Annotated in this window: 18 protein-coding genes; 9 read left to right on the top strand and 9 right to left on the bottom strand. The window is 39.1% G+C overall.

The genetic code is table 11. The features are described 5' to 3' along the window. Nucleotides 1-3: 3 nt before the first annotated feature. Nucleotides 4-1347, bottom strand: a complete 1344-nt coding sequence (locus tag J6836_RS00940; RefSeq protein WP_219246059.1) for an NCS2 family permease — start codon at nucleotides 1345-1347, stop codon at nucleotides 4-6. A gap of 32 nt (nucleotides 1348-1379) precedes the next feature. Then, nucleotides 1380-3155, bottom strand: coding sequence for an adenine deaminase (locus J6836_RS00945; protein ID WP_219246060.1), 1776 nt, complete (start codon nucleotides 3153-3155; stop codon nucleotides 1380-1382). Between the two features lie 145 nt (nucleotides 3156-3300). Here J6836_RS00945 and J6836_RS00950 point away from each other — a divergent pair, with 145 nt between their 5' ends. From J6836_RS00950 to J6836_RS00960, 3 genes are all read left to right on the top strand, one after another. After that, a complete protein-coding gene (locus tag J6836_RS00950; RefSeq protein WP_219246061.1) occupies nucleotides 3301-4230 on the top strand; it encodes a LysR family transcriptional regulator in 930 nt (309 codons plus the stop codon). Nucleotides 4231-4552: 322 nt separating this feature from the next. Beyond that, nucleotides 4553-5455, top strand: a complete 903-nt coding sequence (locus tag J6836_RS00955) for a hypothetical protein (protein ID WP_219246062.1) — start codon at nucleotides 4553-4555, stop codon at nucleotides 5453-5455. A gap of 181 nt (nucleotides 5456-5636) precedes the next feature. After that, complete coding sequence (locus J6836_RS00960) at nucleotides 5637-6371, top strand: vWA domain-containing protein (RefSeq protein ID WP_219246063.1); 735 nt, start codon at nucleotides 5637-5639, stop codon at nucleotides 6369-6371. Nucleotides 6372-6541: 170 nt separating this feature from the next. Here the strand turns inward: J6836_RS00960 and efeB are convergent, their stop codons facing one another. The 5 genes from efeB to J6836_RS00985 all read right to left on the bottom strand — a co-directional run bounded on the left by efeB (nucleotide 6542) and on the right by J6836_RS00985 (nucleotide 10552). After that, nucleotides 6542-7813, bottom strand: coding sequence for an iron uptake transporter deferrochelatase/peroxidase subunit (efeB, locus tag J6836_RS00965; protein ID WP_219246064.1), 1272 nt, complete (start codon nucleotides 7811-7813; stop codon nucleotides 6542-6544). 11 nt (nucleotides 7814-7824) lie between these two features. Next, nucleotides 7825-8727: an EfeM/EfeO family lipoprotein gene (locus J6836_RS00970; protein ID WP_219246065.1), complete on the bottom strand. Its 903-nt coding sequence runs from the start codon at nucleotides 8725-8727 to the stop codon at nucleotides 7825-7827. Then, the gene (locus tag J6836_RS00975; RefSeq protein WP_219246066.1) at nucleotides 8705-9553 is read right to left on the bottom strand and encodes an FTR1 family iron permease; all 849 of its coding nucleotides are present in this window, start codon (nucleotides 9551-9553) and stop codon (nucleotides 8705-8707) included. The genes J6836_RS00970 and J6836_RS00975 overlap by 23 nt, the downstream gene beginning before the upstream one ends. 11 nt (nucleotides 9554-9564) lie before the next feature. Next, nucleotides 9565-9900 (bottom strand): cupredoxin domain-containing protein, encoded by a 336-nt coding sequence (locus J6836_RS00980; RefSeq protein ID WP_219246067.1) that lies wholly within the window; start codon nucleotides 9898-9900, stop codon nucleotides 9565-9567. A 94-nt stretch (nucleotides 9901-9994) separates the two neighbouring features. After that, nucleotides 9995-10552, bottom strand: coding sequence for an iron transporter (locus tag J6836_RS00985; RefSeq protein ID WP_219246068.1), 558 nt, complete (start codon nucleotides 10550-10552; stop codon nucleotides 9995-9997). A gap of 272 nt (nucleotides 10553-10824) precedes the next feature. On the opposite strand from J6836_RS00985, the gene J6836_RS00990 reads away from it, so the two are divergent. The 3 genes from J6836_RS00990 (at nucleotide 10825) to J6836_RS01000 (ending at nucleotide 14078) form a co-directional block, all read left to right on the top strand. Then, a complete protein-coding gene (locus tag J6836_RS00990) occupies nucleotides 10825-11754 on the top strand; it encodes a DUF7916 family protein (protein ID WP_219246069.1) in 930 nt (309 codons plus the stop codon). A gap of 138 nt (nucleotides 11755-11892) precedes the next feature. Further along, entirely contained in the window at nucleotides 11893-13227 is a 1335-nt protein-coding gene (gene rimO, locus J6836_RS00995) for a 30S ribosomal protein S12 methylthiotransferase RimO (protein ID WP_219246070.1), read from the top strand. A gap of 212 nt (nucleotides 13228-13439) precedes the next feature. Beyond that, entirely contained in the window at nucleotides 13440-14078 is a 639-nt protein-coding gene (locus J6836_RS01000; protein ID WP_219246071.1) for a helix-turn-helix domain-containing protein, read from the top strand. A 559-nt stretch (nucleotides 14079-14637) separates the two neighbouring features. Here J6836_RS01000 and J6836_RS01005 read toward each other — a convergent pair. Continuing rightward, complete coding sequence (locus tag J6836_RS01005) at nucleotides 14638-15267, bottom strand: response regulator transcription factor (RefSeq protein ID WP_219246072.1); 630 nt, start codon at nucleotides 15265-15267, stop codon at nucleotides 14638-14640. 472 nt (nucleotides 15268-15739) lie between these two features. Between J6836_RS01005 and J6836_RS01010 the strand changes: the two genes are divergently transcribed. Then, nucleotides 15740-16735: a LacI family DNA-binding transcriptional regulator gene (locus J6836_RS01010; RefSeq protein ID WP_219246073.1), complete on the top strand. Its 996-nt coding sequence runs from the start codon at nucleotides 15740-15742 to the stop codon at nucleotides 16733-16735. 30 nt (nucleotides 16736-16765) lie between these two features. Here J6836_RS01010 and J6836_RS01015 read toward each other — a convergent pair whose 3' ends face one another. Further along, nucleotides 16766-18223 carry a glycoside hydrolase family 32 protein gene (locus J6836_RS01015; RefSeq protein ID WP_219246074.1) on the bottom strand — a complete coding sequence of 486 codons (1458 nt, stop codon included), beginning with the start codon at nucleotides 18221-18223 and terminating at the stop codon, nucleotides 16766-16768. Nucleotides 18224-18382: 159 nt separating this feature from the next. Between J6836_RS01015 and J6836_RS01020 the strand changes: the two genes are divergently transcribed. Both J6836_RS01020 and rarD read left to right on the top strand, forming a co-directional pair. Beyond that, entirely contained in the window at nucleotides 18383-19330 is a 948-nt protein-coding gene (locus tag J6836_RS01020) for an aminoimidazole riboside kinase (protein WP_219246075.1), read from the top strand. A gap of 170 nt (nucleotides 19331-19500) precedes the next feature. Beyond that, nucleotides 19501-20421 (top strand): EamA family transporter RarD, encoded by a 921-nt coding sequence (gene rarD, locus J6836_RS01025; protein ID WP_219246076.1) that lies wholly within the window; start codon nucleotides 19501-19503, stop codon nucleotides 20419-20421. Nucleotides 20422-20534: the final 113 nt, after the last annotated feature.

Raw genomic sequence — 20534 nt, forward strand, 5'->3', positions numbered from 1 at the left:
TTATTAATGCTTAACGAGCGTCGAGAAATAATAAACTAACGGAACCGCGAGGATCCACAAACTAATTGGGATTTCTCTCCACTGGCCTGCAACCGCTTTAATTAAAATATAAAATAACAGCCCGCCAGCAATACCTGTTCCGAAACTATTAGCGATTAACGTAATCATTACCATCATTAATACAGGCAATCCGTCAGTAAAATTAGCTAAATCGACTTTACGTAATCCGCTGAACATATTTAAACCAATTAAAATCAGAGCTGGAGCTGTCGCTTGAGCAGGGATCATTAAAGCAATTGGGGTAAATAGCAGCATCAATAAAAACATAATTGCAGCCGCTAAAGCGGTCATACCTGTCTTACCACCTGCTTCTGCGGCAGCTGATGACTCAATTAATGCAGTTGCTGCAGGAATTCCCACCCATGGGCCTAATGCTGCGGCAATGGAGTCGACAATAAACGGGCGGTTAATATTAGGCATGTTACCTTCTTCATCTAATAAACCTGCCTCACCGCCAACGGCCAATGTGGTGCCCATTGTGGAAAAGAATTCGGCGGCAAAAAAGACAAATAGGAACGGTAAAAAGGCAATATTTAAGGCACCAATTAAATCCACTTGGCCTAATACCGGGGCAACTGAATGTGGCACACCAATAAAGCTTTCAGGTAATTTTGTGACACCAAAAGGAATACCTAAAAGGGTGGCAAATAAAATGGCCCACAAAATACCGCCGGGAATTTTACGTGCTTGTAAGGCAATGGCAACAAAAAAGCCTGCCAGTGCAACCAGGGCGCCAGGAGACAAAAAATCCCCTAACATCAGCGCATTTGTTTTTGGGTTAGCAAGGACTAACCCGGCATTTCGAAAGCCTAATATCGCGACAAACAAGCCGATTGATGCAGTTAATCCGAGTTTAATTGATTGCGGTACGGAGCGAGTGACAACTTCGCGCAAGCCAAACTTAGTGAGCAGGAAAAATAAAATACCCGACCAACAAGCGATACCTAAACCGATTTGCCAATCAATGCCTTCACTACCTGCAAGAGTGATACCCACTAAGACTGAACCGCCAATTCCCGGGCCGACAATAAAAGGTAGATTGGCATAAAAAGCCATTAATAAGCTCGCGATAACGAAGACAATAATCGTGCCTGTGGTTGCAGCGCCTTTATCCATTCCGCCCGCAGCAAGTAAGCCGGGGATGACGACTAGAAGGTAAGCTGCTGCCAAGAACCCTGTGATCCCCGCTAAACATTCAGTTTTGACTGAACTGCCACGTTCACGCAAGGCAAAGCGTTTTTCAAGCCAATTCCCTGATACTGGCTTATTCATTGAATTGTCAGCCATGAGTTGGCTCTCCTTTTATTATTTTAATTAAGTTATGCATGTTCATTACGGTGGATAACAGCATCAACAATTTGGCGCGTTGTGCCATCAGTGAGCCCTAAATCGGTTAAGTGGGGCCCTGCATTGCACGCAAGACAGGTACCTTCAATTGCTTTAAATACGCGGTAAGGCGGTTCCCAATCCGCAATTTCATTGCTTAAATCACGGAGTTGGCGAAACTGAGCTGCAAGCTCAGGTGCAGGGAGGTCAGAGAGCATTCCCGCAATAGGCATCGCAACGTGGGCTAAGACTTTGCTATTTTGCACTAATGCCATACCGCCACCGCTTTCAATTAATAAATTGCATGCGATGGCCATGTCTTGCGGGTCACGACCTAATACAACAAGGTTATGGGAATCATGGGAGTAACTTGTTGCTATGGCACCACGAAGTTCGCCCCAACCTGCTAGCAGCGCGATTTGAGGCTTAGCTTCATGGCGTGCATGGCGGTGTTGAACACGAATAAAGCTAAAATCATCAGGAAGCTGGACTACACCATCATTAATTTCGACGTCAACTTCCCCCCATTGCGTAAAACGGGCGCCTTGAATATGGCGTAGACGAGCTGTACCGTTATTAATGCCATCAATTCTAAGCTTGCAATCATCAGCGGTGATCGGGGAAAGTCGCATCGTTTCACGAGGCGGCAAAACATCACTTGGTGAACTGATAGCGGTGAGTAACTTACCTTTTTCAGCAATTTTTTGGCCAGCGACATACACAGAATGGGCTTTTAATATTGTTAATGAATCAAAAACCACCAAGTTGGCTTTTCGACCCGCGGCAATTAAGCCTAAGTCATTGCGTTGTAAACGGATTGCACCATTTAGTGTTGCAAAACGTAGTGCATCAGTCGCGGGCATACCGTGTTCAATCAATAAGTTAAGCAGAGCAATAATACCGCCTTTTTCCAGTAGCATATCAGGTGGAACATCATCCGTGCACACGGTAATCTGTGAAGATAAATGAGGTAGTGATTTCAATGTGGTGACAATGTCGGGTAACAGGTAAGGATGTGAACCACGAATTTCGAGAGTGAGCCCCGCGCGTAATTTTTCGAGGGCATCTTCTGCTGAAGTGAGTTCATGATCGGATGTGACACCCGCTGCAAGGTAGGCCTGTAAATCCGCCCCTTTTAGCCCGCGCGCATGTCCTTCAATTAATTTTCCTGAACGCAGCCCAGCCTCTAAAATTTCTTCCATGCGGTCACTGCCATTAAGCACACCAAACATATCCATGACTTCAGCAACACCGTGGACTTCTGGCCAGCTGAGCATTGTCGACATCTCTTCGCCTTCGAAATCGGCACCTGACATCTCTAATCCAGGTGTCGAAGGCACAGAAGATGGCGCGGCTACCATCACATCCAGCGGTAAATTTCGGCTGGCATCAATGGCATAACGCACACCTTCAAGGCCTAATACATTCGCAAGCTCATGAGGGTCCCAAAAGACGGTTGTTGTGCCTTGTGTTAAGACAATTTCGGCATAGCGTACTGGTGGTAAATGGGAGCTTTCTAAGTGTACGTGTGTGTCAATCAGTCCCGGAGAGATAAAATAGCCTGATAAATCATGAGTTTCTTTTGCATCTGAGCGTGACCCTGTTGGGTGAACGCTAGCAATAAGATTACCCGTGATCCCAATATCCGCAGGGCGAATTTCGCCCGTGACCATATCAATGATATTGGCATTGGTGAGTAAAAGGTCAAAAGGAATATCCCCTTTTGCAGACTGAACGACGTGACGTCGGCTTTGCTCTTTTTTGCACATAAGACACCATCCCTACAAATTATGACAGTTACTTTATGAGCAACGCAAACGTTTGCCAAGATGATAAAATTTATCAGGTCATAAGAACAGGTTATAATGCGATGAATACTTCAGGAATATTTAATCAATTTAATAATAGGCCGCTATGACTGAACCTTGGCAACGCTTGCCCGCGCTAACGCTTAAGCAACTTCAGTATTTTGTCACTTTGGCAAAATTACGTCATTTTACGGAAACAGCAAGCCGTTTAGCAGTCAGTCAGCCTGCGCTAAGTAGTGCGATACGGCAAATCGAGTCTGTTTTAGGTGGAAAACTGATTAACCGAACGGCTTCATCCGTCTCCTTAACAGAATTAGGAGCGGCTATTTTGCCCCATGCCCAACAGATATTGAGTGTTTCACATCGCGCATTTAGTGAAATCCAAAAAATTATTGAAGAGGGGGGCGATGGTACACTGCGGATTGGCCTTGTCCCTTCGGTGAGCTCATTGCTGTTTCCTGCGGTGCCTGAATTATTAAGCCAACACTTTCCAAGACTAAAGATTGAATTTTATGATCAAACCAATGATTCGCTGGTCAATAAATTGATTAATCATGAAATTGACTTTGGGGTCGGTGTTATTGATAGCTTTGTACCTCAGGATTTACGTATTTTCCCTCTGCAAGATGACCCGTTTGTGGCGGTTATTCATAGTGATGATGTATTGGCTAATCATGGGTTTCACCTACCTTGGAAATTACTTAACGGTCGCGATATCGCCGTTTTTTCAAAAGGAAATATTCAGCGATTGGTGACGGCAACCATTGAAAGTCATCGATTAAAACTGAACCCACGTTACCAAGTTGATTACATTGAAACACTGTACGGTTTAGTACGATCAAAATTAGCAATTGCGATTTTACCCCAACTGTATACAGCCCATTTATGCGATCCTGAACTAAAAGTATTGCAACTTCAACAACCTGAGCTTGCTCGAACGGTAGCTTTAATTCGTAATAATTCAGCGTCAACACCGATGATAGAGTCTATTTTTCAGATACTTTTGACTGCACTTAAGGACAAAAAAGGGTCGTGAAATCATTATGCTTTTTTCTGATTAATTAAGCCGTTAATACGCTGAAGGTATTGTATGGATTGATATATACCATCATAGATAGCTGGATAGATAAGTTCTTAATTTTTATTATCAAGTGCAGTGATATTGATGATTATAAAAAACATAGACTAATACTTACTCAAGATTAAAGCATTTATCGTAAAGCTATTTTTATCCAGTTAGATTTAAATTATGCAATCAATAAAATAAAAATGCATTCTAGTGGATATTTAATAGTGTTAAATATAACCAGTTGATTTTAAATTTCTTACTATGATGCTCAGTCTGTTGGGAGTATTTAATGAAAACACTACTGAGATTCAACTGCTTAATGGTCTCATTGCTATTACTTTCAGCCTGTGATGACTTTGATGCTATTGGAAGTAAAGGTAAGTTTTATTATAGCAACCCAAGTACCAGTAATATTAGGTTTAAAGTTGATGGTAAACACTATGAAGTTTTACCTAATGGGAATGGTGTTATTAATCTCTCCAGTGGGCTTCATCATTTAGAAAATGATAAAGGTGAAATGACCGAGTTTATGATTTTTGAAAATAACTCAGGGGGGATCCTAAATCCGAATAATTTTGCCTACTATACCTTATCTGAGGTTTATGCCGTAGATGGGAAATCAGACCGGTTTAAACCAGCAAGTTACCCGATTACCATTAATGGGCATGAGTTAGATTTGCCGATTCGCAGCGCTAATGCGGTAATCATTGATACCAATTTATTTAGGTGCAGTTATCCAATAGGGGAAGCTTTCCCTGATTCAATTACGCTTTATGATGATAATTCGGATGGTAATATAAAATCTAAATGTTTTGACCAGTTTGAATTAGTTAAGTATATGGCCAATGAATATGAACAGAATTTAATGCCTGTCACATCCGGCGATGAAAGTGTTAATTCTATTAATATGGTTTTTAATTATGATATTCCAAAGCCCGTATTTAATGATAAAAATGTACAATTAAAAGCGCAGCAACTTATTGTATTGACTGAGCAGCTTAAAAATACAGATGATGTTGATATTCATAAAAAACTAAATAAAGAATTTCATCAGGCAACGATTGAGCTAGTTCATGAGCATGCTGCAAGTACTGTCAATAATACCGTTGAGGAAAATATAAAATATAATGATTTTATTCAGGAAGTTAATACACTGAGAGGAAATGGAGTATGGATAAAATCGGCTAATTAAGTATATGTTCAGCAATTCTTTTTGATTACCTTAATTTTTCATATTTAAGGTAATGAAATTGTTTATTTTTAATTCAGAATATGCTTATTCAGTAAGCAGAGTAATCTTATGTGAAATAATGTTATAAAACGAGACATTGGTGATGGCGATACTTATATTAACCTCACCAAGGAACTCGGCGATGAACCTATCTAAACAGTCAATTTTCACCGTCATATCAGTAGCATTTTTATTGTTGTTCTCTTCTATTTCAAGTAGTAAAACTGTGGTTGAAACAAAACAGGATCCTGATGTATTAGATTTGGTTTTTATTCTAGATAAAAGCGGCTCGATGTCTGGTTTCGAGTCAGACACCATTGGTGGGTACAATAGTGTACTTGCTGAAAATAAGGATAAAAAATCAAAAACCTATATCACGACAATTCTATTTAATGACAAAACAAGTCTATTGCATAATCGTGAACCGATTAGCAAAGTGGCTAACTTAACACTGAATGATTACCCTGTTGGTGGGTATACCGCATTACTGGATGCCATTGGTGAAGGCATCGAAAAAATGCGTGAAAATAGAAAAATCACCAAAAATAATAATGTACTTTTTGTCATCATTACTGACGGACAAGAAAATAGTAGCCGCAAATATTCATCATCCAAAATTAAAGCCATGATTAAATCGGCAGAAACAGAAGATAAATGGGACTTTATTTTCTTAGGTGCCAATATTGATGCCGTTTCTGAAGCGGAAAATATTGGTATTAAAAGTTCGAATGCAACGGGATATGTACAAGATGGCGAAGGGTACGATAAAGCGTATCGCGCTGTAAATAAAGCAGTCGAAGCGAAGCAACAAGCTGCACCAATATCAGAGGATTGGAAACAGGAAGTTGAAGCTGATGTGAAGGAACGCAAAAAATAATAAAGTAACTAAAACTAAAGGGAGTACTTCAAGGATGGGGATATCAGGGATGAGTAAGCCGAAGGAAATAGGCTAACATAAGATTGAGTCTGTAAATGAAGGTGAAGTGGTAAACTAAAATGCCCTTAAGAATGATTAATGTTTTGAGGGCATTTTTATTGGCTAATCAATTAGTTTGTTTGTTTTAATGCATCAAACATTGTTTTTGCGATGCTATCTTGTGGTGATTGCATGCCTGGTAAGACAAAATAATATCCCCCACCAAAAGGTTTGATATAGCGTTCAAGGGGCTCGCCATTTAACCGTTTTTGGGTGTCGATAAAACCTGTTTTCAAATTGCTTTGGTAAGAAACAAAAATTAACCCCATATCCAAAGCACCAGCATCTGTTAGCCCTAAAGAATAGCTGTAGCCTCGACGCCTTAGTTTGGCGGTATGGCGTTCTGGATTGCGTGGCTCAGCACGGCGCATGTGGGAATCAAATAACACGCGATCGCCATGAGGGTCTTTATCAAATGCGGGGTCGTCGTGTTCCTGTTTCATACCTATTGGTGCCCCAGTCACTTTATGGCGACCAAAGTCATTTTCTTGGTCTTCTAAAGGTGTTCTATCCCAAAATTCAAGGTTAAAACGTATCAAGCGTACCGCCTGATAAGTGCCACCATCACACCATGTAGGTTCATTGGTACCAGAGACCCAAACTAACTCATTCATCAGCGTGGTATCATCGGTAGATGCATTCCCTGTACCATCTTTGAAACCAAATAGGTTAATGGCTGTGCTGTGATTATCAATATTACGAGCAGGCAAGAAGCCATCCATTTTCCATAACGGAAAGCTGTAAGGTGAAATATGGCGCAAAATATCTCTTAAAGCATAGATGACACTTTCTTGGCTGTTTGCGCAAATCTGTAGCATGATGTCGCCACCGCACCATTTTGCTTCTAACCTATCATTTGGAAAACTGGTCATTTCCACGAGCTGTTTTGGCTTGATTTTGCCCAATCCAAAACGTGAATCAAATAAGCTATCCCCTAAAGCTACGGTGATAGTGAGTGAGTCAGGCTGTAGGTGAGTGCCAAGAATACCAGACTCAGCAGGAGGCATTTTATCATTTTCAGTTGATGGTGCCTGTTGAGGTTGAGTGAGGTAGGCGATGCGCTGTGATAAAAGCGAAAAAACAGTTTGCAGTTCATCTAACTTAGTTGTGGTGATATTGAAAGCAATAAAAGAGGCATTTTTTTGTTCAGGGGTTAATACCCCTGCTTGGTGCTGACCAAGGTAGTTTATTGCTTTATCATAATTTAACTGGCAATTAGCGATTTGCTCTTTCGCTTTTAATGCAGGGGCCGCGAAAATGGCACTACCAATTGCGAGTGCTTTTAATGCAGAACGGCGAGATAACCCGTTGGTAAGGTGTTGGCTTCTAAGTTTAACTTGCATAAATTTATGCCTTAATATTTATAGTAAACATCAACATCGAGCTGCGCTCTTAATGTCGCTAAGATTTCAGCTTGTTGAGTTAATGAGGAATAGAGTGCCATTTTGTCTTTTTGTTGTAATTGGCTGTAAGGTTGATACAGACCATTTGAAACTTGATAAGCCTGCACAATTTTATTCATTTTTTGGTCATTTTCTTTTATTTGGTCCAAGGTTTTAGGCTCAATAAAAGGGCTAATGATTTCAATGATTTCTTGAGAACCTTTGAGATTTGCCGCAATGTCGGTTAAATCCGACAAACTGTAGATATTTTCTTTGCCATCTAACTTTGTTTCTATGATCATTTCTACAAAGTCAGCAGAGGCTTGAACTAGTTTAGGAATTTCAATAGTTTCGGTCATGACTCGCTTTTGTAAGTCACGCCCTTTTAATAATAATTCTTCAGCAGGGGGAAGTGCTTGCTGGACAGATTTTTGATCAAATAACTGATATTCAACGAGATGAAAACCGGTGAAACGGTAATCTTTTTCTTTATCAAGAAAATAGTCAGCGCGAGGGTTAATGGTTCTATCGGTATTGCCGAATAATACAATGATTGGCCGTATTGTCTCATAGTGTTTGTGAGCCGCAATATAGGCGGCTTGTGCTTTAGCTAAATTACCTTTTTTCAGGGACTGTTGTAACAGACCTAACTCTGCAACCATTTCAGTTAATTCAGCATTAGCAAAATTCAGATAAGTTTGGATACTAGCTTGGTATTTTTCAGGGGTAGGGATATCCCCCTTGGCAATAATAATATCATCCCCTGTTTGCACAGGGGAGCGTAGCGCCTTACCTTGAACCATGGTAGGTACGGCAATGGCAAGTATTAAGCTAAAAAAAATCCATCTTGTATTATGCCTTAGCGAGTTGTGCATGTTTTTTGCTCCGTGCAAATAATGGAATAACAATTAGCCAATAAAGGGCAAAAGTGATCACACTTAACCAAATAGGCTGAGATCGATAAGCGAAGAAAGATGAAATAAAGTTCCCTGCAATACCTGAGTCATCAAGTACAGCAGTGGTATCCCATGCAGGATAGATTAGAAATTCAGGAATTGAATAATCATATTCAATTAATAAGTTCGCGCTTTCTTCTACACCTTTGAGTAGTAAGGAGAGCGCTAAAAATAACAGAATAACACCAGTCACTCGGAAGAATATTGCCCATGAAATAAGGCGGTTGGTGAGGAGGAATATATATAAAGTTAAACCTGCGATGGCTATACCCCCGCCTACCTCGATAAAAAATTCAGACGCATTTGCAGATGTTAGCGACATAATGAAGCTGGAGAGGAACACCACAATTTCGCTTCCTTCGCGAGCGATCGCAATGGCAATGATGAGTGCGGCTCCCCACCAATTATGGTGTGCAGCATTGCGGTTAATACCCGATTCTATTTCTGATTTCATCGAGCTGCCGTGTTTATTCATCCAATATACCATTTGGACGATTAATATACAGGCAAGCAATTCCATGAAAATCATGAATAACGATTGGCCAGTATCATCAAGAACGTTGAAGACACCATAGATAAGCAGGGCGAGTAAGATAGAGGTGATAACACCAAGCGCAACACCGCCCCACAGGAATTTCATGCCATTACGGGCATCTGGGTGGCGTTTTATCCACGCATAGATAATGCCGATAACCAGTAGAGCTTCAAAGCTTTCTCGCCAGACAACAAACAGAACTTGTCCCATATTTAACCCTTCTATTTAGCTACAATTTCGCCTTTAGGGCTCGAAAGATGGAAGTCATCAAAGAAGGTATATGTACCTGGTTTGAGAGGCGCAATGACAACGACAGAGCTGGCTCCTGGTGCTAATACTTTTTCTTTACGCAGTTGGATGCTTTCGAATTCAGCAGGCTCAGTTCCTGTATTGGTAATTTTAATACGGATGATTGTTTTGGCAGGAACTTCAAGTATGCGTGGAATTAAATCGCCATTTTTCATTTCTAATTCGACGGTATGTTTCTCCGCCGCAAAAACCGATTGAGGCAAGAAAGAGCAAGCAATAACCAGTAAAAAGCTCAGTAATGTTTTCATTTTGGCTTAGGTAGTCCATTTATGAGTACAAGCAGAAAAAGGGCTTATAGAAGATGGTTGTTCCTATAAAGCCCTTAGCTCACTTTAGATAAAACTAGTAGCTTCCTTTACGACCTACACCTGCGTAGTCAAAATCCCAAGAAACTTCAAACGGTTGGAACCAAGGTGCAACACCTGTTTCTTTATCAATGTGGCGACCAAAGGCAACATCTTTGTTGTGTGATGGTGGGTAAATTTTATAGGTCACACGATACTTACCATTGCCATCTAGTTTGATGTTTTCCCCATAGTGAGGGCCGTCACTAGCAACCATTGGCATGAACGTGCCTGTTTGTGTCTGTGGTTTATCACCTAATTTCGTTACAGAGTATTCAATAGTGAGGTAAGGGATCCAATCGCCTTCAGCAAAGCCATTCGGGTTATCTTCTACCGCGTGGATGTCGGCTTCTAAGTGGACATCGGCTTTATCCGCCGCTAGATGGGCCATCTTGTGATGCCCTTCCTCTGTATCCATTGTAATGGGTTGTAAATAGACACCTTGGATTTCCATTCCATTTTTAATTACTGGATGACCAAGCGGATATTCTTGAGCAAATGCAGAAATTGAAAACAACGCGAGACCCGAAACAGCAGCTTTGTAGGCGAGTTTCATTATTACGTCCTTACCATTATTTAAGTTGAGTTGTAATGATAATCATTACTATTATAGGATTACAAGTGGGTATTTCCGATAAGTTATCCTTTAAATGTATTTAACGGTTGTTTTTTTTTAGAAATCCTGATGTTAGGTAAAGTTATTATTTTTTAAAAAATAACTTTGCATAAAATGTGCACTGTGAAGCGGTTTATTGTTTATGACATGATATATTTCATTAAAAGAAATTATTTTACTGGGAAATTTGTTGATAAATAAAGGTACTGCAAATGCAAAAACGTTATCTTGATTGTTCAGCTTCAGAGATTGTAAATTTAAGCAAAAAGAGTTTGTTGGAAGCAATAAAAGCCAGTGAAGGGCGGTTACTTGTCTCTGAAACCATCGGAACTATCCAGCCTGTTTTAATGACGGTAACGAATGCAGAACTTGCAGCAAGCCAAGGTGCGGATATTTTGCTATTAAATGTTTTCGATGTTAATCAACCTATTATGCAAGGTTTGCCTCAAGGTATTGCACCCGAAGAGATTATCCGCACATTGAAACATCTTACCGGGCGCGCGATAGGCGTTAATTTAGAACCCGTCCCCGCAGGGTTTAATAACCCAACGCAAGATGCACAGTGGAAAATGTCTGAAGGACGTTTGGCGACTGTCAAAAATGCGATGAAATTAAAAGAAATGGGTGTGGATATTATTGTTCTGACAGGTAATCCGGGCAATGGTGTGACCAACCAAGAAATCAACCAAAGTTTGAAAGAATTAAAAGCGGTTGTTGGTAATGATGTGATTTTGATTACAGGAAAAATGCATGCTGCAGGTGTGTTAAATGCTTCAGCGGAGCAGCTTATCACTGAGGATGATATTCGAGCATTTATTGCCAGTGGCGCAGATATTATCCTGTTGCCTGCGCCTGGAACGGTTCCTGGCATTTCGTTGGAGTTTGTACAAAAAATGGTAAGTTATTGCCACTCTCAAGGGGTGATGACAATGACGGCAATTGGCACTTCACAAGAAGGTGCGGATGTGCAAACCATCCGTCAAATTGCGCTGATGTGCAAAATGGCAGGAACGGATTTGCACCACATTGGTGACTCTGGGTATAACGGAATCGCTTTACCTGAAAATATTTTGAACTATGGCATCGTCATTCGTGGTGTACGCCATACTTATGCGCGAATTGCGCGCTCGATTAACCGCTAAATATCTCTTTATTTTCGAGCGAATTAACGCCTGTTTTTTCGTTCGAAAAATCATTTTTATCGACAAAAATTTATACAATTCTCGCGATTCTTCAGGTAAAATTTCGCCCATTTTTTAAAACAATAAAAGAAGTGAGTTATGTCGCAAAATACTAATCCGGTGCCAAAAATTGGCTTCGTTTCACTCGGCTGCCCAAAAAACTTGGTGGACTCAGAACGTATATTAACTGAACTCCGTACTGATGGTTATCAAGTTGTTCCAAGCTACGATGATGCTGATTTGGTCATTGTAAACACCTGTGGTTTTATCGATAGCGCGGTACAAGAATCGTTAGAAGCGATTGGCGAGGCGTTAAATGAAAACGGTAAAGTCATTGTGACAGGATGTCTTGGCGCAAAAGAAAATCAAATTCGGGAAGTCCATCCAAAAGTTTTGGAGATAACGGGGCCGCATAGTTATGAGCAAGTGTTAAACCATGTTCATCACTATGTTCCAAAACCAGAACATGACCCTTTCTTTAGTTTAGTGCCTGAACAAGGCGTTAAGTTAACGCCGAAACATTACGCTTATTTAAAGATATCAGAGGGTTGTAATCATCGTTGTACCTTCTGCATTATTCCTTCGATGCGTGGTGATTTAGATAGCCGCCCAATCGGCGATGTATTGAACGAAGCGAAACGTTTAGTCGCTTCTGGTGTGAAAGAACTCTTGGTTATCTCACAAGATACCTCTGCTTATGGTGTGGATGTTAAGCATCGCACGGGTTTTTGGGATGGGCAGCCAGTAAAAACCAGCATGGTTGGGTTATGTGAACAACTTGCTTCTATGGGGGTTTGGGTGCGTTTACATTATGTCTACCCTTATCCACACGTCGATGATGTCATTCCGCTTATGGCAGAAGGTAAAGTTTTACCTTATTTAGACATTCCTTTGCAGCATGCAAGTCCAAAAATTTTAAAATTGATGAAACGCCCTGGTGCGGTGGAAAGAACATTAGAGCGCATTAAGCGCTGGCGTGAAATTTGCCCTGAATTAACGCTACGCTCAACCTTTATAGTGGGTTTTCCTGGTGAGACAGAAGAAGACTTCCAAATGTTGCTCGATTTCTTAACTGAAGCGAAATTGGACCGTGTCGGCTGTTTTAAATACAGTCCCGTGGAAGGTGCAAAAGCTAACGAGCTTGCAGATCAAGTTCCAGAAGACGTCAAAGAAGAACGTTATCATCGCTTTATGCAATTACAGCAACAAATTTCAACGCAGCGACTGCAAGATAAAATTGGCCGTGAAATTCGGGTGATTATTGATGAGGTTGATGATGAGGGTGCTATTGGGCGTAGTATGGCAGATGCACCTGAAATTGATGGTATGGTGTATTTAAACGGTGAGTTTGATGTAAAAGCAGGGGATATCGTTAAAGTGCTTGTTGAGCACGCTGATGAGTATGACCTGTGGGGCACAATCGTTACTGAATAATAGATAGAGATTGTTTGTATCTTTTAAAGCCTACTTATTGTCTAATAAGTAGGCTTTTTGGTTTCATTTTGAAATAATTCCTTGTTTTTGTGTTCAAAATTGATGTGGATCAAGCATCAAAAATCTATCAAAGAATAACTTGATCTAGAATATAAAAATTAAATGGCAAGTTGACATAATCAGATAACTCTTATCGAAGAATAAGGATAACTATGTCGGCTCATTTATTATTTACAACTACACCAACAAAAGAAAATACAGCATATTTAGATGATAATACGCTGCTACTTTCGTTAGTACGTGACACCGTTTTATCAGGATTATCGACACTTCATGAGCTTAATGCCGATGTTTCTTTGCTGAGCACTCAAGGCGAAACATTGTGGTTAAGTCAAAAATCATCAGATGATTTTGAAATAGCCGACCTACTATTAGGCGAGATGAGCCAAAATGCTCAGGAAAGGCTTTTTGCTAGCCCCATTGAATTACATGGCAAATTTTATTATTTAGCGCCAGTATATTCACAATTTGGTGAGTTACAGTTAATTCTGGCCTTATCAACTGCTCAGATGAATAGCAACATTTTGCTTGCGCTTCTTCAATCGTTGGGAAGAGAGGCAAGTGAAAAACTGAAATACCAATCTTATCGGCAACCTGCGTCACTTAGACCGTTTCAGGATCCAAATATGGCAGAGTTGAATATACAGTCTGTTGAAAAAGCACTCATTATTGAGGTGGCAAAAACGTGTCGAGGTAAAATTCAACAGATGCATCAGATTTTGAACATGGGAAGAACAACGCTGTGGCGAAAATTGAAGCAATATGACATTAATATCAAAGATTATAAGTAGCAAAACTCGGCATTTTTTGACGAGATAAGTGCAAAAAAAAACGCTTCAGCCTATTTTTAGGCAGTGATACACCATTTAAAATAGTTGAAGCGTAAAAGGCTGACCAACATTTACAACAAATAACTGTCACAAGTGGCTATGTTAAGATAAAGAGCAATGAAAAAGAGAGTACATTATCTTCCAATATTGTTTGTCAGTATGTTAATAGCAGCCTTATTTTTTTAGTTTAAGAAAATAGGCATCAAAATAAAGCATAGAAGGAAAGGTTTAACAGGCGTGTAATATCAGCAATATTACTCTATTCATTACTGTCAATAAACTTTGTAATTATTACACTTGTAACCATTAATTAACTTAAGTGCGATTTACTTGGTGATAGAGTAATTGAAACTATTCTTATTTATGAAAATAAGAGGGTGCAGGGGCGTTTATAGCATATTAATCTATATTTATCTAAATTCTCATATGTTAATTTTTTTATAAGAAATAACTATCTGACGGTTTGAAATTAAACCATCAGATATAATAACTGCTAAATTGTGAAAACATATAATATATATTATATGTTTTTTGAGTAGGTATTAATATATTCGTATTCTTGAATAAGTTGCGGGAGTGATTTTATACCTAATTTTGTATAGATGTTCGAGCGATGTACTTCAACCGTTCTCGGAGATAGTGAAAGTTTTTCAGCAGTTTCTTTACTGGTATTACCTTCTAAGATCATATCCATTATTTCTCTTTCTCTGACCGATAAACGCTCAAATTTGTCAAACAGATAGGTATATTTCTTGTGGTTCTCATGTAAATCTAGGAATTGTTCTGTGGCGCTACTGATCGCATTAAGAATTTCAATGTCTTTGAATGGAAAAGGGAAGAAGTCATAAGCACCCGACTTAAAGCTTTCTCTACAGAGGCTAACTGAGGGGTCTTCCGCAAGGACAATAAAAGGAACAATACCAAAAGAGTTATTTATATTGGTTAATCGACTAATACGATTTTCGTTATTGTTTAAAAATAATAAAATACACTCCTTTACATTACTCTCTAAAGGATAAGTATAATTACTAATAAATGTATCTTCATTATTATAGAACTTAAAGACAAAACCAAATGATTCCATCATTAATTTCAGTTTATTCTTAAAGACATTATCACTATCTATGATTACGTGAATGGTGTTATTCATCACCATACTCCTGTTAAACTGATTTGATATTCATATTAATTTGATAAAATAAGTAGATAAATATCGCTAAAAATAAATTTAGAAATAATATTTTCTACAGAACGTTGTTTTTTTTATTAATGTATTACTGACCTTAATTTATATTAAAAGTATCATCTAGTTAAATTTAATATAAAAATGGAAACAATGGTTAAAGTTTGTGTCAATGCGTAAGAATCGATTAATCCAATGTAACAATTTAGGTGCTTTTACTTGTTTGGCGAGTTTTTTTTGGCTCGCAAATCAGATGGAAATTTTTATAAACTGACTTAATAATATCTTAAATAGCCAGTCAGAAAAAGCCTAGAGGGTATGTTTTATGCAATTTTATTAAGTAATAGTACCGGTATATGGTTTTAGGAAGTTAAGGTACTTTTTGTGCGTGACATGATAGAATTTATTACAAACCCTTTTGACTGAGTGAATATACTTAATGGCTTCTTTAAAAGATGTTGCTCGACTTGCAAATGTATCTTTAATGACAGTTTCTAGGGCGATTAATAGCCCTGAATTGTTAAAACCAGATACGTTGAAACAAGTACAACAAGCAATTAATGCACTCAATTACATTCCTGATTTTTCAGCACGAAAAATTAGAGGAAAAAATTCTAAGGTTTCAACAGTAGGTGTATTAGCTTTAGATACAGCAACGACGCCTTTTTCGGTTGAAATTATTTTGTCAATAGAGCAAACAGCTAGGCAATATGGTTGGAATAGTTTTGTTGTAAATATTACCTCAAAGGAAGATAACGATAGGGCAGTTCGTCAGTTATTGTCTCAACGCCCTGATGGTATTATTTTTACAACCATGGGGCTAAGGGAGGTTGCTATTCCTGAATCTTTGCATCAAAGCCTGCTAGTGCTAGCCAACTGTGTTGATAAAAATAAATTGTTTCCCGCTTATATCCCAGATGATTTTAATGGTCAGTACAAAGCAGTGGAGCGTTTAATAGAGAAAGGTTATCGAAATCCATTATGTTTATATATTCCACAAGAGACGTTAGCAGGCAAAACTCGTCGCGAAGCCGTGGAAGCAGCTTGGAAAAATGCCAATTTACCATCTGAAAATTTGATGCAATATCACCTTGAGCTTGGTGATGAGCATTATCTTGATGTTATTACTTTGATTGATTCTCATTTTCAAAATAATAAACCTGATTTTGACGTTATTATTTGCGGAAATGACCGTGTTGCTTTTTTAGCATACCAAGTTTTATTGAGTCGCGGCCTGCATATTCCAAATGATGTCGCCATCCTTGGTTATGATAATATGATTGGAGTGGGTAATTTATTTTACCCGCCGTTGAGCACAGTCGTACTGCCGCACTACCAATTAGGGGAACAGGCTGCGCTTCACATAATAGAAGGTCGCCAGCAACAAGATATTCAATATGTGGCATGTGACCTTCTTGAGCGCAGCTCGTTTTAGTCGCATTGAAACTATTTCAGCGAATATGGCTTATTCAATCGCCTTATTCAATGGCCAATAAGTGGCTTCTTTCAAGTGCGCTGACTGGTTTATTGTAAATAGTTGCAGTTTTCTCTGCAGCTGCTCTGGATAGATGCGGCAACTAAAATTTATTTCACCTTCATTGATAAAAACTTCGAGGCAAGACTGGTCAATAAAGGCATGAATTTTGAGTTGCTCGGCTTGTGGTAAAGGAGCATGACGACTGTCACTGATAATATATTCAGGGTAGTGCCGCATTAATGTTAATTGTTGGCTTTGATTATCAATATAGAATTGCAGCCCATTTCCAATCCAAAAACCAAATTTTTCAGACGAAGTGCTTTGTGTTAAGTCCCAAATTAATTCAATTTCACAATAAGTTGCATGTTCATTCAGTAAAAGTGTGGTGTTTTTCTGCAGACAAATTTCTGGAAAATGAACCGCTGACTGTCGTAATTCCTTTAATTCACGAATGGGTTTTGCAATGATTTTACCTTGTTTTGATAAGGTAAGTTCCCTTGGGAGCGTAAAACAGCCCGACCATCCATGTTTATTTGAAGGCATATGACTTTCCCACATATCCATCCAAGCGATAGCAATGCGGCGGCCATCTTTTGCTAAGAAAGTCTGGGGTGCATAAAAATCTTGCCCAAAATCTAATTCAGTAAAGGGTTGGGTAATCTTATAAGATGAATTGGGTGACCAATGCCCAATAAGGTAACCATTTTGATAGAGATTTCGGTATTGGAAATTCTTTGCTTTTTTTCCTTGGGGTGAAAATAAAGCAATAAATTGGTCATTGAGTGAAAAGAAATCAGGGCATTCCCACATGTAGACATTTTTGTCATTTGTTTTAGCGAGCACTTGAAAATTAGGATCCCAATGGTGTAAATCCATCGAGCTAAATAACAAAATTTGCCCTTGGTCTAATGTGTCTCTTGCACCAACAACCATCCACCATTTGCCATCTTGTTGCCATACTTTTGGATCGCGAAAATGCATGTATCCTTTAGGTGCAGGGAGAACAACCCCCTTCTTCACGAAATGAATACCATCATCACTCACCGCTAAGCACTGCGATTGTTGGATTTGGCTATCATCGTTTTCACCTGCTAACCAAATATGCCCTGTGTAAAATAAATATAGCTTACCTTCGTGGCTGACTGCAGAACCTGAAAAACAGCCATCTCGGTCATATTCCTCACTCGGCGCAAGCGCTATCGGTTGGTGTTGCCAATGCACCATGTCAGTGCTTGTTGCATGGCCCCAATGCATAGGCCCCCATACTGAACTGTAGGGGTGATGTTGGTAAAAAGCGTGGTATAGGCCTTGATGATAGATTAGGCCGTTAGGATCATTCATCCAACCTGCTTGTGGAGCTAAATGGTAGTGCGGATAAAACTGGGTATTTAGTCGTTTTATGTTTTTTTCAATAGCTTGGTTTGCTCGTTTAATCTGTTTTTCCATAATGGATCCCTAACCTTTTTTGCTAACAAATCTGAAATGGATAAATAGAGTGAGATAACGCGTGCGTTTTCTAATCAATCATTTTATACTCCATGTTAACGTTAACATAAGGGGTTTACTAGCTTAAATTTTCTTGATTGAGAACGAAAAGGTGAAAATATGAAGATCTGGGCATTGGGCGATGCTGTTATTGATTTGATTCCATTAGAAAATATGCAGTATCAAGCTTGTGCTGGAGGCGCACCTGTTAATGTCGCCGCTGGTGTTGCTAGACTTGGTCATCCTAGTGGGTTTATTGGCCGGGTTGGAGAAGATACATTTGGTCATTTTATGCAAAAAACCTTATTTGACCTAGGTGTCGATACTCAATCCATGGAGTTTGATGAAGAATATCGAACAAGTACCGTATTAGTTTCATTACACGAAAATGGTGAACGTGAGTTTACTTTTTTGGTTTCACCTTCAGCAGACCAATTTTTAAGTGCAAAAAACTTACCTCACTTTGGTCAGGATATTTTGCATTTTTGCTCATTGGCGCTTGTCCACCCAATATGTCGAGCATCATTAACAGAAGGGTTAATTCGAATCAAGCAAGCTGGGGGGCGATTAAGTTTTGATGTGAATATTCGACCACAAATGTGGGAAGATCACGAAGAAATGCATCAAGTTGTGGAAACTTTTGCCAAACAAGCTGACATTTTAAAGCTTTCTGATGATGAATTACTTTGGTTAACGGGTGAAAGCCTGCTCGATAAGGCCGTTGACAAATTGCGTGATTACCCTGCGCAACTTAAGGTGGTGACACAAGGTTCTCAAGGGTGCAGGGTATTGACGAATGAGCATTATTTGGTTGTGAGTGCTTATTTAGTCGATAGCATTGATACTACAGGAGCAGGTGATGCTTTTATGGCTGGTTTGTTGGCGGCAATTGATCAGCATGGTATTACCAATACAAAAGACAATTTGATGGAAATTATTTCCCAAGCAACAGCGTGTGGGGCTTTAGCCACGACTAAAAAAGGGGCTATCACGGCAGCGCCAACATCAGAAGAGCTTGCCGAATTTATGAAACAGCAGCCGCCATTACATCAAAAACAGATTTTTTAATGTGAAGAATTAATATGCAGATAAAAAGTGGCTTAATTTTCTATTTTTTATTTGCATATAATCTGTAATGGATAGCTTTAGAGTGAGGGTTAGCAGCATTTTATTTTATCTATATTGGCGTATGATATGCAGCAAATTTAACGTTAATAGACTTTCTTGTAGGTTATATTATGTTGTTGCGTTCAGGTGTGGCTCTGGCTATTTTTTCCTATATTTTATGGGGGATAACCCCTTTATTTTATCGACTACTGCCTGAAGCTGAACCGCTAGAACTACTTGCACAACGCCTCATCTGGTCTATTCCATTGCTATTTTTAATCCGCTTAGTGATTAAAAACAAAACAATATGGAAACAAGTGTGGACTGATAAAAAGTCTATTATTCTTTGTCTTTTTAGTTCATCGGTGATGGCTATTTCTTGGACCACCTTTACTTATGCATTGACTCATGGGCAAGTGTTAGCCGCAAGTTTAGGTTATTTCATTAATCCATTATTCTCTATTTTACTGGGAGTTGTTTTTTTACGTGAAAGATTAGTTTTTGCGGAAAAAATGGCTGTTACTTTTATTTTGGCTGGGGTGGGTTATCAAATCTGGCAGTATGGTGAATTACCTGTTTTAGCATTAGTGATGGGAAGTGCCTTTGCTGTATATGGATTGATCCGTAAGTTTATTCGGTTTGATGTTATTACATCACTATTTTTAGAAGCATTGTGGTTGTTACCTGTCGCAATAGGAATTACTTGGTGGTTATCGTCAAAAGGATTGAGCGCAGTGGAGGCGGGGGATTGGCAGCTTCGCGCTTTGTACATGTTAGCAGCGCCAGTGACGATTATTCCATTACTATTCTTTACTGCGGCGATTAAGCGGACATCACTTACAGTTATTGGTTTGGCTCAGTATATAGAGCCGACAATTCAATTTTTACTTGCCGTATTCTTATTTAATGAATTGTTTGATTGGGTCAAGGGGATCAGTTTTTCATTAATCTGGATTGGTTTGCTATTTTGTATTTTAGCATTACTGCATAAGCAATATGCTAAGTTTTCCCAGAAAGAGCCTTTTATTACAGGGCGTGATAACTCCCTTTAAATCAGAATATATTTCATTAATTTCAAAAGGCTATGATTTTCATCATGGCCTTTTAATTTCCTGAATAGCAAAAGCAAACGTTTGCGTATATAATTCTCGCTATTATTTTCGCA

The organism is Providencia sp. R33, assembly GCF_019343475.1.
In the GTDB taxonomy this organism is placed as follows: Bacteria; Pseudomonadota; Gammaproteobacteria; order Enterobacterales; family Enterobacteriaceae; genus Providencia.